Source organism: Methylobacterium thuringiense, assembly GCF_022179645.1.
GTDB lineage: Bacteria > Pseudomonadota > Alphaproteobacteria > Rhizobiales > Beijerinckiaceae > Methylobacterium > Methylobacterium thuringiense.
Genome location: NZ_BPRA01000011.1, coordinates 101,988 through 116,893, shown reverse-complemented (window position 1 = coordinate 116,893; position 14,906 = coordinate 101,988). Strand labels below are relative to the sequence as shown.

The following is a 14,906-nucleotide window of genomic DNA, read 5'->3' as shown; positions in this document are numbered from 1 at the left end:
CGCTCAAGGCTGTGGGGGCCGGATGTCGAGGGGCTCCGCCGGCACCTCGCCGCGGATGCGTTGCGCCTCGTCCTCGGCGCTCTGACGGTCGCGAGCCTGACGGAGCTGCTCCTCGGTCGCCGCCTGCTGCGCCCTGAGCCGCGCGATCCGAGCCGCTTCGTCGGCAGCCGCTTTCTCCTTGGCGGCTTTTTCGGCCGCCGCCTTCTCCTGGGCCGCCTTATCGGCGGCGGCTTTCAGCGCAGCTTCGCGGGCCTTGTCCATCTCGATGCGGGCGCGGCGGCGCTGGCGCTCGACCTGATCCGCCTCGAATTGCTCGATCTTTTCCAGCTCGCGCTGCAGCACAACGGCGGCGAGCCCGTTGGCGAGCGCGCCCGCCTCGACCTCGCGCCTCGGTGCGCTCCAGGGGCCGACGAAGCCGAGCTGGAGCGAGGGCTTGCCGCCGGTCCAGCCCTTCGGCCCTGAGGCGGCGGTCAGCGTGCCACGGGTCTCGATGCGCTTGGCCCTCAGGTCGAGGACGAACCCGCCGCTCCAGCGCGTCGCGCCGAAGTCGAGCTCGACCGGGCCGCTGCGCAGGATGCTGCCGGCGAGCGTCACCGGCGTGGTGACGGGCCCCTTCGCAGACAGCGCCGCGGCATCGAATTCTTCCGCCAGGATCGACGACAGTCGGCCCTCGCGGAGCGGATCGTCCTCGGCGAGGGCGCGGGTCAGCGCCCGGTCGATGGCGGCGGGATCGGCCGCCGGCACGACGATGTCGGCGAGCGTCGCCTCGCCGCTGCCGCCGAGATTGCCCGCAAGCGCCGCCGCGCTGTCGCCGGAGCCGCTGTAGCGCAGTGTCGCCGAGAGCGTGCCGCGGATCAGGCCCCCGCTTGCGAGATCCTTGAGCGCCACGCCCGACAGCGCTCCATCCCCCGACACGCTTGCGCCGTTGCCCTGCCGGGCGATCGTTGCCGACCCGTCGACGCGCCCGCCGGCAAGACGGCCGGACAGGTTCTTGAGGCTCATCGCATCGCCGTCGAGGGACAGCTCGAACGCGGTTCCCTCGGCGATCAGGCCTCGCCCGAGATCGAGACGGCCGACCGACAGCGACAGGTCGGCCCGCGGACGGGATGGCGCGGGCAGGAACCGCGCCTCCGACCACCCGGCGGCGTCCCTGGCCTCCGCCTTCGGTTCGGTCGGCAGGATCAGCGCCGCCGTCAGGCCCGGTAACGAGAGCCCGCCGAGCGACGCTTTCCCGACGAGCGCGCCGTCCGGCTTGCGATCGAGGTTTGCGGAGATCTCGGCGTCCGCCAGTCGGCCGCTCACGTCGGCGTGCAGGTCTGTCCCGTTACGCGACAGGGCGATCGTGAGATCGGCCGGCAGCGGCCCCGCCACCGGCATCGCGCTGCCGGCGAGCGGCACGAACGGCGCGGCATCCGCCGTGACCGCCCGAAGGGTGCCCGCGTCGGGCAGGCCGGAATCCGAGCCGAGGAGCAGCGGCTTCAGCGTCGACAGCTCCAGCCCCGCGATGGTGCCGCCAACGCTGAGGCTCAGCGGCGCGCTACTGCCGGCCCCGCGCCGCGCGCTGAGGGTCAGGCTCGCCGGCTGCCGAAGACCCACGAGGTCGTCGCGTCGAAACCAGCGCCCGGCGCGAGGCGCCGCGAGGGTGGCGTCGAGGGCTTCGAGGCGTCCGCCGCGCGCGAGCAGCGAGCCGTCGATCGTGCTGTCGGCCGCCTTGCCCTTGGCCGTGGTGCGCAGCGTATCCGCCTCGCCGGCTTCGCGCTCCAGGATCACGTCGAGGTCGAGGGCGCCCTCGCGCAGGAAGGCAGGCAGCAGGCGCGCCTCCGGGATCCAGACCCGGTCGAGCAGGGCCAGCAGCGGCGCGGCCGTGGCGGCGCCGACATGGCCGGCGATCCGCCCGGTGCCGTCCGGCGTGATCCGGCCGGAGAGCTTGGCGTTTGCCCCGGCGAGGTCGGCGATGTCGAGACGGTCCACGACGAGGCTCGCCCCATCGGACTGGATGCTTGCCGCGATGGTGCCGTTGCCGGAGCGCGCGCCGGCCGGCCCGTAGCGGACGTCGCGCGCCCGAAGCATCAGCCCGATGTCGTGATGGTCGAGCGAGGGCAGCAGCCCACCGACGGGGGGCAGTTCCGCGATGTCGACGCCCTGCGCCTGCAGGTCGGCGTCGAGCCGGCCGCGCGTGCTGCCCTCCCCCTTGACGTAGCGGGCCTCCCCCGTGACCCGGGCCGCGCCGAGCACGAAGCGAAGGCCCTTGAGCGAGAGATCGCTTTTGGCGGCCGAGAGTTCGGTCGCGGCCTGGACCGGCCGGCCGTCGAGCAGGGCCAAGGCCGGCCCCTCGACGCCGAGGCGGCGCAGGTAGCGGCCGAGCCCTTCGGAATTGGCTGCATCGATTTCGAGATGCCCGTTGAAGCGAGGCGCGGCCGCCACGTCGAGCTCCCCCGACGCCGCGACCTTGGTCGTGCCTGGCGCGGTGCCGGCGAAGCGACGCAGGACGAGGCCGCCGGTGCGGTCGAAGGTCCCCTTGAGCTGGAGGTCCGACCAATCCTCGAAGCCCAGGGCGAGACTCTCGATCTTGAGATCGAGGTCGAGCATCACCGGCAGCACTATGTCGCCCGAAAGCCCCCGCGCCAGCAGGGCCTGACCTGCGGAGGAATAGAGCAGCCCGTCGAGGTTGAGCCGGCGCGATTCCAGGCTGAGGCCTGCGCGCCAGCTCCGCAGGTTGATCTGCCCGGTGCCGGCGAGGCGCATGGCTTGGCCGGCCGGATCGATTTCGGCGTTGACCCCCTCGAAGCGCAGCAGCGGTCCGCGCGCCTTGAACTTGCCGCCGAGCGAGAACGGCAGAGCCGCGCCGGCATCCTTCGTCGGGGGGCCGACGACGAGGCGAGCGGATCCCTCGGCTTCCGGGATCATGGCGCGGAGTTCACCCGGGCTGTGCGGCCTCGCCGCATCGGCCGGGTCGAGAAGCTTGAAGACGATGCGGGCATCCGCCTCGAAGCGGGGCTGGCGGTCGCCGCCCCCCGAGATCTTCACGGTCGCGCCGTCGGCCGCGATCTTGGTGCTGGCGAGGCGGAACGGGACGCCGCCGCTGACGCCATCCATCTGCCACGGACCGGCCAGCGACGGCGCCTTGAGGCGCAGGCCCTCGGCTGCGAATTGGTCGGTGCGGCCGGTGGACGGCACAAGCGTCGTCACGAGCGCCTGCTGGATGCGCAGGTCGTCGATGACGAGGTCGCGGGCGCCGATCGCCTCGCGGAGGCTGCCGGGCAGCATGACCGCGTCGCCGTCGGTCACCGGCAGCCTGAGCTCGGCTCGGCCGATCCGCGTCTCGGTGAAGCGCAGCTCGCCCTTGAGCAGCGGGGCCAGCGCCAGCTCCGCCTTAACGAACCTGAGGTCGAGCGAGGGCTTCTCGGAGCCGTCGCCGAGTTGCAGCCGTTCGAGGCGCAGGCGTGGATAGGGAAGGAAGCGGACCTCGATGCGGCCGTCGCTATGCGCGGGCAGGTCCAGCGACGAACCGATCGCCCGGTCGATGAACGCGCGATGCCCCGTCCAGTCGACGAAGGGCGGTGCGGCGAGCGCCGCGACGAGGATCAGGATGACGGCGGCCGCGAGCGCGGTCAGGGTGTCACGCACGGTTCGTGTGTCCGCTCCCGCCGCCTCCGTGTGCGGACGGCTTCAGGACGTGCGGTGCAGCCGCACGGCCCTGTCGCGCCTTAACACGGCGCGGCGGTGGCTGCCTGTGTCTTCGCGGCGTCAGCGGCGGCGGCGGCGCGGGATGTAGCCCTGAGAACCGACGCTGGAGTTGTTATAGAGCTGGTTGCTCCGGTTCTGGGCGTTCGCCTCGTTGCGGTTGAAGGTCTGCTGCTGCTGCAGGCCGCGGAAGGAATTCTGCTGCTGGAACGACTGGTTCGCGGCATTCGAGGAGCCGACGTCGCCCGAGAGCTGCGCGCTGGCGTGGATAGTCGTGGCATGCACCAGGATCGATGACAGGACGAGCGACAGGGCGCGCATGGCGGCGGCTCCGATGGTGGCCGGGGATGATAGTGGGCTTTCCGAAAGGACGCATGGAGCCCTTTTCGAGTTCCCGTCCGGGCCTCGACGGCGTTCGCGTTTTGGTCCAGGGATGCCCGGATGAAGTACCAGCCTGACGAGTCGGGCGGCGACGCCCCCGAGCAGCCCGCGTCCCTCTCGATCGCCGCCCGCGCCATGGCCTCCCTGAGGCCGGAGGCGGCCGCCTACAGTTCCGGCCTGAACCCCGAGCAGCGCCGCGCCGTCGAGGCGACGGAGGGTCCGGTCCTCGTGCTCGCGGGCGCCGGCACCGGCAAGACCCGCGTCCTGACGACGCGGATCGCCCACCTCATCGCCACCGGCAAGGCGCGGCCCTACGACATTCTTTCGGTGACCTTCACCAACAAGGCCGCCCGCGAGATGAAGCACCGCATCGGTGCGCTGATCGGCCCGGCCGGCGAGGGCATGCCCTGGCTCGGCACCTTCCACGCCATCGGCACCAAGATCCTGCGCCGCCACGCCGAACTGGTCGGGCTGAAATCCGACTTCACCATCCTCGGCATGGACGACCAGCTTCGCCTGATGAAGCAGGTCATCCTCGACCAGAACATCGACGAGAAGCGCTGGCCGGCCCGCGCGCTCGGCAGCGTCATCGACGGCTGGAAGAACCGCGGGCTGCTCCCCGAGCAGGTGCCGCCGGGCGAGGCCCAGGCCTTCGCCTTCGGCAAGGGCGGCGCGCTCTACTCCGCCTACCAGGCCCGCCTCGCCACCCTCAACGCCGCCGATTTCGGCGACCTTTTGTTGCTTTGCCTCAAGCTCTGGCGGGAAAATCCGGACGTCCTGGAAAATTACCAGAACCGGTTCCGCTACATCCTGGTGGACGAGTACCAGGATACCAACGTCGCCCAGTACCTCTGGCTCAGGCTGCTCGCGCAGCTGCGAAAGAACGTCTGCTGCGTCGGCGACGACGACCAGTCGATCTACGGCTGGCGCGGCGCCGAGGTCGACAACATCCTGCGCTTCGAGCACGACTTTCCCGGTGCAGTCGTGGTGCGACTGGAGCGCAACTACCGCTCCACCGGCCACATCCTCGCCGCCGCCTCCGGCTTGATCGCCAAGAACGAGAGCCGGCTCGGCAAGACTCTTCGGACGGAAGCCGAGCCCGGCGAGCAGGTCACCGTCACCGGCGCCTGGGATTCGGAGGAGGAGGCGCGGGGCCTCGGCGAGGAAATCGAGCAGCTCCAACGCAAGCAGCACCCGCTCTCCGAGATCGCCGTGCTGGTGAGGATTTCGGCCCAGATGCGCGAGATCGAGGACCGTTTCGTCCAGCTCGGCCTGCCCTACCGCGTCATCGGCGGCCCGCGCTTCTACGAGCGCGCAGAGATCCGCGACGCGCTGGCCTATCTCCGCATCACTGCGAACCCGGCCGACGACCTCGCGTTCGAGCGCATCTTCAACACCCCGAAGCGCGGCCTCGGCGACGCGACCCTGCAGGTGCTCCACGCCTATTCCCGCGCCGAGCGCATCCCGATCCTCGCGGCATCGCGAAAAATCATCGAGACCGACGAGCTGAAGCCGCGTGCCCGCACGATGCTGCGCGGCCTCGTCGAGAGCTTTACCCGCTGGGCGCGCCTCGTCGGCGCGCAGCCGCATTCCGAGGTGGCGCAGACCATCCTAGAAGAATCGGGCTACACCGACATGTGGAAGAAGGACCGCTCGGCCGACGCAGCCGGGCGGCTCGAGAACCTCAAGGAATTCGTCCGCTCGATGGAGGAATTCCCGGATCTCGGCGCCTTCCTCGAACACGTCTCCCTCGTCATGGAGGCGAGTGAGACGGAAGGCGCGGACCGCGTCTCGCTGATGACGCTGCATGCCGCCAAGGGCCTGGAATTCGACACCGTGTTTCTGCCGGGCTGGGAGGACGGCTTGTTCCCCAACCAGCGAGCCCTGGACGAGAGCGGTCGTGCCGGCCTCGAAGAGGAGCGCCGGCTCGCTCATGTCGGCCTGACGCGCGCCCGCAAGCGCGCGAAGCTCAGCTTTGCCGTGAATCGGCGCATCCACGGGATGTGGAATTCCACCATCCCCTCGCGCTTCATCGACGAGCTACCGCCCGGCGCCGTCGAGGTGCTCGACGCGCCCGCCCATTTCCAGGCCGGTGCCTCGCGCTTCGACCGCAACCCGACGCCGTTCGGCTCGTCCTACGGCACGCCGGGTTGGCAGCGGGCGCAGGCCAATTCCGGCGGAGGCAATTTCGGTGCGTCGCGCGGTCCAAGCGGCCGTTCGGGCGGCCCGCGCCAGATCGAGGGCGAATTGGTGGCGAAATCGACGGGCTCGGCCTCGTCCTTCCAAGAGCAGATGCGGGTCTTCCACACCAAGTTCGGCCCCGGAACCGTCGCCGCCGTCGACGGCAACAAGCTCACCGTTGACTTCGACAAGGCCGGCCGCAAAATGGTGCTCGACAGCTTCGTCCAACCCGGATGAGGCGTCGCTCCGGGCTCCTTCGAGCCCGGACGGTGCCGCCCCTGCGTGGGCGAGCGAGGGCGATGGTGTTGGCGGTCTCTCCGTCAGTCCGGTCCACCTCAGGTGCCGCCCCGGCGCCTCCCTTCCTGCCCCTTCGAACGCTCCCATCGAATAGCGCGGGCCATCCCTCTCCCCGCACGCGGGGAGAGGGCCGAATGCACCGTGTCGTGCATTCGGCAAGCGGAGACGAAGCCGAAGCGAAGGTGAGGGGGCGGCTCAGAACGAGACTCCTCCGGCGGCGACGCCTCACCTTCGGCTGTCGCCTTGCTGCGCCGACGACAAGGTCGTCGCGGCCCTCTTCCCGCAAGTGGGGCGAGGGGGATGCTCTCGCCCCTCATCGCTCGTTCGCAATCGTCCCACGAGTCACACGCGCGTCGCGGGCGTCTGCGATGGCCGTTGCGCGGCGGACACGTTCCACAGGTCTCGTGCGGAGCGCGGGAACTGTCGGGAGGGGTTTGGCTTTGCTCTTGCAATATTTCGCGTACGATCGCAGCGGAAGGAGCTCGGCAGTGTAAGTTCTGACAGGTTGAAAGATTTCCAGTCTCGCGACATCAAGGTCCAGGTGGAGTGTTGATCGATGAAAAGACGACGCGCACGGCTTGAACTGGTTGACGATCGTACCGCACGCCTACACCGCACCCGTTTCGACGAAGAACGCCATCTCGCTCCGATCCAACCCCTGACCGATCGGCAGGGCGAATACCTCGACGCTCTCGCCGTATCCCAGCAGGTCATCGTTCTCGGCCCGGCCGGCACCGGCAAGACCTACATCGCCGGCACCCGCGCCGCAGATCTCCTCAGACAGCGGCGCATTGCAAAGGTCATCATCACCCGCCCCAACGTCGCCTCGGGCCGCAGCCTCGGCTTCTTCCCGGGAAGCCTGGAGGAAAAGATCGCCCCCTGGGTCGCGCCGCTCACCGAGACCATGAAGGAGCGCATGGGCGCCGCCGCCTTCGAGATCGCGCTGAAGACCGGCGACATCGAGATCGTGCCCTTCGAGGTGATGCGCGGGCGCACCTTCAAGAACTGCCTCGTGATCCTCGACGAGGCCCAGAACACGACCGTCGCCGAGATCAAGATGTTCCTGACCCGCATCGGCGACGAGTGTCAGGTCATCATCAACGGCGACGTCTCGCAGACCGACCTGCGCGAGACGTCCGGCCTGCGCACCGTGATCCACCTGGTGAAGAGCCGGCTGATGAACATCCCCATCGTCGAGTTCACCCTCGACGACATCGTTCGCTCGGGTGCTTGCGCCGAATGGGTGCGGGCTTTCGAGGAAGCGAAACTCTGACGGAAGGGTCGGGTCGACCGGATCGGACATCACGCCGGCACGGCCCCTCCCCCTCCGGCGGGAGGGGCCGGACGCGGCCGAGGATCGAACGCGGCGGTGCCGTCTTGCCAGCTACCGCATCCACACGCCCCGGAACGCCAGCGTGCCGTGAAAGATCAGCCGGCCGCTCTGGTCGCGCACGTCGACCTTGAAGTCGCGGCAATCTCCATTGGGGAGCTTGTCCTTCGCGAGATGCGTCAGGGCGCCGATGGCCTCGTTACCGGCTTCCCGGGCGTCGCGATGCTCGGAACCCTCCTCGTCGGTGAAGCCGAATTCTCCGTCGTCGAGTTCGAAATAATAGCGCGGCACGTCCGTCTCCCGTCTTGAGCCTGACGAATCAACTGAGGCTCCATCGCAGAGCTCACGATACGACGCCGGACCGACCGTCGCCGACCCCCGTGGCGAACGCGCCATTCACAAGCAGAACCCTCATACCACTTCCGGTTGGATCCGATCGATGCCACGGCCCTTTCCAGGACGCCTGGAACGCGGTGGACGGTGATCCGGCATCCAGCGCGACGAGGGCCTCGCCGACGACTCGATGTGAATGGCGCAGACGTTTCGACGCTGCGCGACGTCGTCATGCCGGAACCCGGATCGGGTTCCACCGACGCCCCACCCGTCCGGGGAAGGGGGGCGTGGCAAGCCGCAGCGATCGGCCGGAAACGGGATCACCGTCAGGTTGCCCACAGGCATGCATCCACGCGTTGTGTCGCGCAGGTCGTGCCCGGCTCGCGATAGAAACCGGGCCGATGCCGATCCCGTGATGCAACGACATCGGGGCTGAGGTGTTGAGCCTCCGAGTGCGATTCATCTCCGGTCGCGTAAGACCGGAGACCGAATTGGTCTCCCTACCCTGAAGACAGAGAATTGGAGTTCTTCGTGAGGAAACTGACTTTTGCCGTGGCCGTTCTGGCATCGCTCGGCGGCGCCGCTCTCGCGACCTCGGCTTCGGCTGCTCCCGGAGCTCCGATGGGCGTGACCGCTCCCGAGACCACCTCGGTGGTGCGGATGGACCGCATGGAGCGCCGCATGATGCACCGTCACATGGAGCGCAAGATGATGCGCCGTCACATGGAGCGCAAGATGATGCGCCGCGACATGAACCGCCGGATGATGAACCGCATGTAATCCACGGAATCGGGGTTCTTCGACCCCCTTTCCGTGTCGATCGACCATCGGCGTGTTCGAGAGCCGCCCGCCTGATCGCATCAGGCAGGCGGCTTTTTTCGTCGTCACCGTGCCGCGTTCGAGGATGGCAGCCTTCGCTAAGATTGGTCGGGTATCCGACGCTCGCGATATCGTCTTGCACCATCGGCCACGAGGTGGGCGCCGATGGCCAAGCGCCGCGCTTCCGCCCGGCCGCAGCGGATCAGCCCCATGCCGCGATTCCATTTCGACGTGCATGACAGCGCAGAACGCCGGGGGCGCGGAAGCCTGGACCTTCCCGACCTCGAAGCCGCCCGCGACAAGGCGCGCAGCCTCGCCGTGGTCTATGCCTCGGATCCCGACAACGTCACCGCGAGCGACGGCATCGTCGTCACGGTGTGGGACGCGACGCTGTCGACCCTCACGATCGTGCGCATGGCCTGCAAGGAAAGCCCCGGCGGCCCAGCTTAGGGAAGACTGAGCAGGACCGGATTTCCATCCCAACGCCCAGGTGGTCGGCACCGAGCAAAGCGGCCACCCGCCTCGCTATGCCGTTCGACCGGACCAGCCTGCTTCGCCAAGAAGGGGCCCCCCACCCGCGACCGACGATACCGGCAGCATGAGGGGCCGGCGAGACGCCTGCAATCACTTTTGGCAGGCCGGACGCGCCGATGAGCCGTTCAAGAACATCACGCCGCGTCGGCGGGCTTGTCCTTGGCGGCTTCGGGCTTGGGGCCGCCCTTGGAGACGCCGACGAGAGCCGGGCGCAGGGTGCGGTCGCCGAGGACGTAGCCGCTCTGGATCACCTGGACGACGGTGCCGTTGGGGACCTGGGCGTCGGGCACCTCGAACATCGCCTGATGGCGGTTGGGGTCGAAGCGCTGGCCCTTGGGCTCAACCACCTTCACGCCGTGGCGCTCCAGGGTCTTGGCGAAGTCGCGCTCGGTGAGCTCGATGCCCTCGATCAGCGCCTTGAAGGCGCCCTCGGCTCCATCGCGCGAATCGGCCGGGACGCTTTCGAGGGCGCGGCGGATGTTGTCGGCGGCGTTGAGGATGTCGCGGGCGAAGTTGGTGACGGCGTAGGTGCGGGCATCGACGACCTCGCGCTCGGTGCGACGGCGCAGGTTCTCCATCTCCGCGAGGGTGCGCAGCAGCCGGTCCTTCATCTCGTCGCGTTCGCGGAGAGCCGTCGCCAGTGTCTCGGCGTCGATCGCCGTCGCTTCGGCCTCCGGCGCCTCCGCTCCGTTGCGCCGATCCTCGTGCTCGTCGTGGTCTGCCATCATCGCCGTTCGTCAGTCGAAACAATCGTTCGGGAACGGCGCTGATATCAGGCGCAGGCGTCGCGAAATCAAGTTGGACGCGTAAGCCGGAGCGCGCAGGCTTGGAACCTCCGCCGCAATCCGACCCGCTGCCGGTCCGCCTGCCGATCCCGCCCGCCGGACGGTCCCAACGGGAATAGGGGCTTCGACGATCCGAAGGTCTCGAACGGAATCACGGCGCGAAACGCAGCAGTTATTCCCGTGGAGCACTCTCGCGCCACCCCATTCTGGGCGTCGACCGAGAACCGGTCTGTATCTGCCGATGACGTTGCATGCCGTGCGGTTCATCCGACCGGGCGAACACGACAGTGGCCGATGTTCGAAGCGTCTCAAATCGATGGATGTCGGACGGTGAGCCTCAAGCTATGTCGGCTGGCCAGGGGCCGATTTGTGAGATGAAACCTGCGGGCCAAACACAATCGATGATTGAATAATGTAAATCACAGCCGTTATCCTGGATTGATTGGATAAATTTCGTACGATGAGCCGCGATGCCCGGGCCGCATATTTGTCTGAGCCTGACAGGCATCGGACGAACAACGTCTCGTTAAGATTAAAATGCGAACAGACTTCTCTCAGGACGCCGCAACGGGATCCGTGGACGATATGCAGACGGCATCGAATCCGGCTCTCATGGGCGTCCGGGAGAACGGTCCCGTGACGATTGCGCAGGTCGCCGCGGAAACCACCGAGGTGAAGCGCATCGCCGCCGACAAGACACGGCGCATCCAGGCCATCACCGGGCAGGTCAAGATGCTCGCCCTCAACGCCTTGATCGAAGCGGCCAGAGCCGGCGAGCAGGGCCGTGGCTTTTCCGTCGTTGCTCAGGAGGTCCGTGCGATCGGCGCCGAAGTCGAAGCCATCGCGCGATCCCTCGATGCCGAACTCGCGGGCCGCATCAACAGCCTGCAGGACCTGGTGCAGCGGATCACCGAGACCGCTCAGGGCGAACGCCTCGTCGACCTCGCCCTGAACGCGGTCGAACTGATCGACCGCAATCTCTATGAGCGCACCTGCGACGTGCGCTGGTGGGCGACGGATCGCGCCGTGGTCGACTGCGCCACCGCGCCGGACCCGGAGCGCATCGCCCACGCGACGCAGCGGTTCGGCATCATTCTTTCCGCCTACACCGTCTACCTGGACCTCTGGCTGTGCGATCTCGACGGAACGGTGATCGCCCACGGCCGGCAGCACCGCTATCCGGGAATCCGCGGGCAGTCGGTGGCCCACGAACCCTGGTTCCGGCAGGCCCTCCGCCTGGCGAGCGGCGACGACTACGTCGCCGGTGAAGTCCACCGGCAGGGGCATCTCGACGGCGCCCAGGTCGCCACCTACTGCGCCAAGGTCAGCGCCGACGGCATGGCGAACGGCCGGCCTCTGGGCATTCTGGCGATCCACTTCGACTGGGAACCTCAGGCGCGCGCCATCGTCGAGGGCGTCCGGGTGGCGCCGGCCGACAAGGCCCGCACCCGCGTCCTGCTGGTGGATGCGAATCGCCGGATCCTGGCGGCTTCGGACCAGCGCGGCGTGCTCACCGAGACTCTGCAATTCGACACGGCCGGGATGGCGAGTGGCCATCGTCGCGATCCGCGTAGCGGCGCCACCACGGCCTTCTACCGCACGCCGGGCTACGAGACCTATGCGGGACTGGGTTGGTCGGGCGTCATCGTCCAGCAGGCCGGCACCTGAGAACGGCTCCTGGGGATCGGCCCGGTCGGAGGGCGCTCACGCCTCGCGCGGCGGCGGCGAATCCACCAGCGCGTCGAGGCCCTCGGCCCGGAGCGCGGCGACGTCTCCCGCGAACACCTCCATCACGGCGACGCGGATCGCGGCGAGGCGATCGGGCTGCATCACCCGGGTGCCGGTGAGGTCGACCACGTAGAACACGTCGACCGCGCGCTCGCCGAAGGTGGCGATGTGCGCCGAGACGATGTTCAGGCCGAGCCGGTTGATGCCGGTGGTCAACTCGTAGAGCAGGCCGGGCCGGTCGAGGCCGGTGATCTCGATCACGGTCTCGCGGCTCGACAGGGCGTTGTCGATCGAGAGGTCCGGCGGCACCAGGAAGGTCTTTGGCGGCTCCTTCGGGTGCTTGTCGGCGACGAGCTCGGCGATCTTGATCTCGCCTTTCAACGACTTCTCGATGGCGGTGGCGATGCGCTTGGCGCGGCGCATCTCGTCCTCGTCGCGCTCGAAGGCGCGGGAGATGAAGATCGTATCGAGGGCGAAGCCGTCGGTGGTGGTGAAGATCTGCGCGTCGACGATGTTGCCGCCGGCCGCGGCGCAGGCGCCGGTGATGATGGCCAAGAGCCGCGGATGGTCGGGCGAGTAGACCGTCAGCTCGGTGACGCCGCGAAACACGTCGGTCTCGTAGGCGGTCGCCGAGGTGCGGCCCTCGTCGCTCACGGCTTTCAGGAAGCCGGCATTCTTGAATTGCCGCGTGCCGTCGACCTTGAGCCAGTAGGCCTGGTTGTGCCGGGCCGCGTAGCCGTCGAACTCCTCCGCGCTCCAGTCCGACAGGCGCTCGCGCAAAGCCATCTGGATCAGCGTGACGCGATCGGTGCGGGCGAACTCGGAATGGCCGCCCGAGAGGTAGACCTCGGTCTCCTCGTAGAGGGTGCGCAGCAGCGTGCCCTTCCAGGCCGTCCAGGTGCCCGGCCCCACGGCCTTGATGTCGGCGACGGTGAGGATGGTGAGGAGCTTCAGCCGCTCCAGGCTCTGTACGACGGCGGCGAACTTCTCGATGGTCTTCGGGTCGGAGAGGTCGCGGCTCTGGGCGACCATCGACATCAGCAGGTGATGCTCGACGAGCCACGACACGGTGCCGGTCTCGGCCTGGGTCAGGCCGAAGCGCGGCGCGAGTTTCTTCGCGATGGCCGCGCCGGCGATGGAGTGGTCCTCGGGTCGGCCCTTGGCGATGTCGTGCAGCAGCACCGCGACGAAGAGCGCGCGGCGGTTCTGGATCGTACCGATCAGCCGCGAGGCGAGGGGATGCTCCTCCTCCAGCCGGCCGCTATCGATCGCCGCGAGCACGCCCAGCGTCCGCAGCAGGTGCTCGTCCACCGTGAAGTGGTGGTACATGTTGAACTGCATCATCGCGACGATGCGCCGGAAATCCGGGATGAAGCGGCCGAGCACGCCCGCCTCGTTCATCAACCGCAGGATGGTCTCGGGGGCGTTCTTCGAGGTCAGGATGTCGAGAAACAGCCGGTTGGCTTCCGGGTCGGTCCGCACGGCCTGGCTGACGAGCCGGAGGGAGCGGTTGGCGAGCCGGGCCGCATCCGGATGGATCGGCAGATTGTGGCGGTCGGCGAGCCAGAACAGCCGGATCAGGTTGACCGGGTCACTCTCGAAGGTCGCCTCGTTGCGGGTGTTGACCCGGCCGTTGTCGATCCGGAAATCCTCGGCCTCGATCGTCGTGGCGCGGAAGCGATCGCGAAAGCGGCCGATCCAGCGGTCGAGCACGGGCGTGCGCTTGGCGTGGCGCGCCTCGAGCTCCGAGCAGACGATGGCGGTGAGGTCGCCGACCTCCTTGGCGACCAGGAAATACGCCTTCATGAAGCGCTCGACGCCCGAGAGCCCGCCGCGGGCACCGAAGCCGAACCGCTCGGCAATCTTCGGCTGAAGCCCGAAGGACAGCCGCTCCTCGGCGCGGCCCGTGGCGAAGTGCATGTGGCAGCGCACCCGCCAGAGGAACTCGTCGCAGCGCTCGAACAGCCGGTATTCCTCTGCCGTGAACAGGCCTGCATTCACGAGTTCGGCCTGATCGCGGACCCGGTAGGTGTATTTCGCGATCCAGAACAGGGTGTTGAGGTCGCGCAGCCCCCCTTTGCCGTCCTTGACGTTGGGCTCGACGAGGTACCGCGACGAGCCGGCCTTGGCGACGCGGCCGTCGCGCTCGCGCAGCTTCGCGTCCACGAACTCTGCGGCCGTGCCCATGACGAGTTCGCCGTCGAAGCGCGTCACCAGCTGCTCGAACAACGTGCGCGAGCCGAACAGGAAGCGGGCTTCGAGAAGCGCCGTGCGGATCGTCATGTCCGCGCGGCCCTCGCGCAGGCATTCCTCGACGGAGCGGGTGGCGTGGCCGACCTTCAGCTTGAGGTCCCACAGCACGTAGAGCATCGCCTCGACGACGCTCTCCGACCACGCGGTCTGCTTGTAGGGCAGCAGGAACAGCAGATCGATGTCCGAGCCCGGCGCCATCGTTCCCCGGCCGTAGCCGCCGGTGGCGACGATGGCGAGCTGCTCGCCGGTGGAGGGGTTGTCGTTCGGGTAGAGCCGCCAGACCACGGCGTCGAAGATCGCCTTGACGACGTGATCGGTCAGGGTGCTGAGCCGCCGGGCGCAGGCGATGCCGTTGCGATCCTTGAGGAGCTGGCGCTCGGCATCCTTGTGCCCGGCCTCGATGACCTTGCGCAGCTCGGGCACCAGGAGGGCGCGAAGCCGGGTCGGCTCCCGCGCGTCCCGGTCGAGCGATTCCAGGACCTTTTCGAGAGCGGGTGCGGCATCGAACATGATGCCCCGTTAGCATGTTACGGGCCGCGCGACAGCGGGCGCAGCTGGTTGGGATATCTTGTCTGCCGCAA

General features: G+C 68.4%; 10 protein-coding genes. 5 read left to right on the top strand and 5 right to left on the bottom strand.

All coding sequences use genetic code 11. The features are described from left to right. Window positions 1-3: 3 nt before the first annotated feature. On the bottom strand, window positions 4-3,627 hold the full coding sequence (locus tag MFF07_RS13415) for an AsmA family protein (protein ID WP_147815195.1): 3,624 nt from the start codon (window positions 3,625-3,627) through the stop codon (window positions 4-6). Window positions 3,628-3,747: 120 nt separating this feature from the next. After that, window positions 3,748-4,005, bottom strand: a complete 258-nt coding sequence (locus MFF07_RS13410) for a hypothetical protein (protein ID WP_147815197.1) — start codon at window positions 4,003-4,005, stop codon at window positions 3,748-3,750. A 120-nt stretch (window positions 4,006-4,125) separates the two neighbouring features. On the opposite strand from MFF07_RS13410, the gene MFF07_RS13405 reads away from it, so the two are divergent. Together MFF07_RS13405 and MFF07_RS13400 are read left to right on the top strand one after the other, a co-directional pair. Next, complete coding sequence (locus tag MFF07_RS13405; RefSeq protein ID WP_238232182.1) at window positions 4,126-6,483, top strand: ATP-dependent helicase; 2,358 nt, start codon at window positions 4,126-4,128, stop codon at window positions 6,481-6,483. Between the two features lie 616 nt (window positions 6,484-7,099). After that, window positions 7,100-7,816 carry a PhoH family protein gene (locus MFF07_RS13400; RefSeq protein ID WP_147815201.1) on the top strand — a complete coding sequence of 239 codons (717 nt, stop codon included), beginning with the start codon at window positions 7,100-7,102 and terminating at the stop codon, window positions 7,814-7,816. Between the two features lie 111 nt (window positions 7,817-7,927). Here MFF07_RS13400 and MFF07_RS13395 read toward each other — a convergent pair whose 3' ends face one another. Next, the gene (locus tag MFF07_RS13395; RefSeq protein ID WP_147815203.1) at window positions 7,928-8,164 is read right to left on the bottom strand and encodes a DUF6894 family protein; all 237 of its coding nucleotides are present in this window, start codon (window positions 8,162-8,164) and stop codon (window positions 7,928-7,930) included. A 573-nt stretch (window positions 8,165-8,737) separates the two neighbouring features. Here MFF07_RS13395 and MFF07_RS13390 point away from each other — a divergent pair. Beyond that, window positions 8,738-8,986, top strand: coding sequence for a hypothetical protein (locus MFF07_RS13390; RefSeq protein ID WP_147815205.1), 249 nt, complete (start codon window positions 8,738-8,740; stop codon window positions 8,984-8,986). A 204-nt stretch (window positions 8,987-9,190) separates the two neighbouring features. Then, complete coding sequence (locus MFF07_RS13385; protein WP_147815207.1) at window positions 9,191-9,475, top strand: DUF6894 family protein; 285 nt, start codon at window positions 9,191-9,193, stop codon at window positions 9,473-9,475. A gap of 218 nt (window positions 9,476-9,693) precedes the next feature. Here MFF07_RS13385 and grpE read toward each other — a convergent pair whose 3' ends face one another. Further along, window positions 9,694-10,287, bottom strand: a complete 594-nt coding sequence (gene grpE / locus MFF07_RS13380) for a nucleotide exchange factor GrpE (protein WP_147815209.1) — start codon at window positions 10,285-10,287, stop codon at window positions 9,694-9,696. 669 nt (window positions 10,288-10,956) lie between these two features. Here grpE and MFF07_RS13375 point away from each other — a divergent pair. Continuing rightward, window positions 10,957-12,012, top strand: a complete 1,056-nt coding sequence (locus tag MFF07_RS13375) for a methyl-accepting chemotaxis protein (RefSeq protein ID WP_238232193.1) — start codon at window positions 10,957-10,959, stop codon at window positions 12,010-12,012. Between the two features lie 36 nt (window positions 12,013-12,048). Here the strand turns inward: MFF07_RS13375 and MFF07_RS13370 are convergent, their stop codons facing one another. Beyond that, a complete protein-coding gene (locus tag MFF07_RS13370; RefSeq protein WP_147815213.1) occupies window positions 12,049-14,835 on the bottom strand; it encodes a [protein-PII] uridylyltransferase in 2,787 nt (928 codons plus the stop codon). Window positions 14,836-14,906: the final 71 nt, after the last annotated feature.

What these genes read in the sequence shown, in the direction of transcription:
- MFF07_RS13375 (WP_238232193.1), top strand. Translation starts at nt 10,957, where the DNA reads ATGGGCGTCCGGGAGAACGGTCCCGTGACGATTGCGCAGGTCGCCGCG.
- MFF07_RS13370 (WP_147815213.1), bottom strand. Translation starts at nt 14,835, where the DNA reads ATGTTCGATGCCGCACCCGCTCTCGAAAAGGTCCTGGAATCGCTCGAC.
- grpE (WP_147815209.1), bottom strand. Translation starts at nt 10,287, where the DNA reads ATGATGGCAGACCACGACGAGCACGAGGATCGGCGCAACGGAGCGGAG.
- MFF07_RS13400 (WP_147815201.1), top strand. Translation starts at nt 7,100, where the DNA reads ATGAAAAGACGACGCGCACGGCTTGAACTGGTTGACGATCGTACCGCA.
- MFF07_RS13405 (WP_238232182.1), top strand. Translation starts at nt 4,126, where the DNA reads ATGAAGTACCAGCCTGACGAGTCGGGCGGCGACGCCCCCGAGCAGCCC.
- MFF07_RS13385 (WP_147815207.1), top strand. Translation starts at nt 9,191, where the DNA reads ATGGCCAAGCGCCGCGCTTCCGCCCGGCCGCAGCGGATCAGCCCCATG.
- MFF07_RS13410 (WP_147815197.1), bottom strand. Translation starts at nt 4,005, where the DNA reads ATGCGCGCCCTGTCGCTCGTCCTGTCATCGATCCTGGTGCATGCCACG.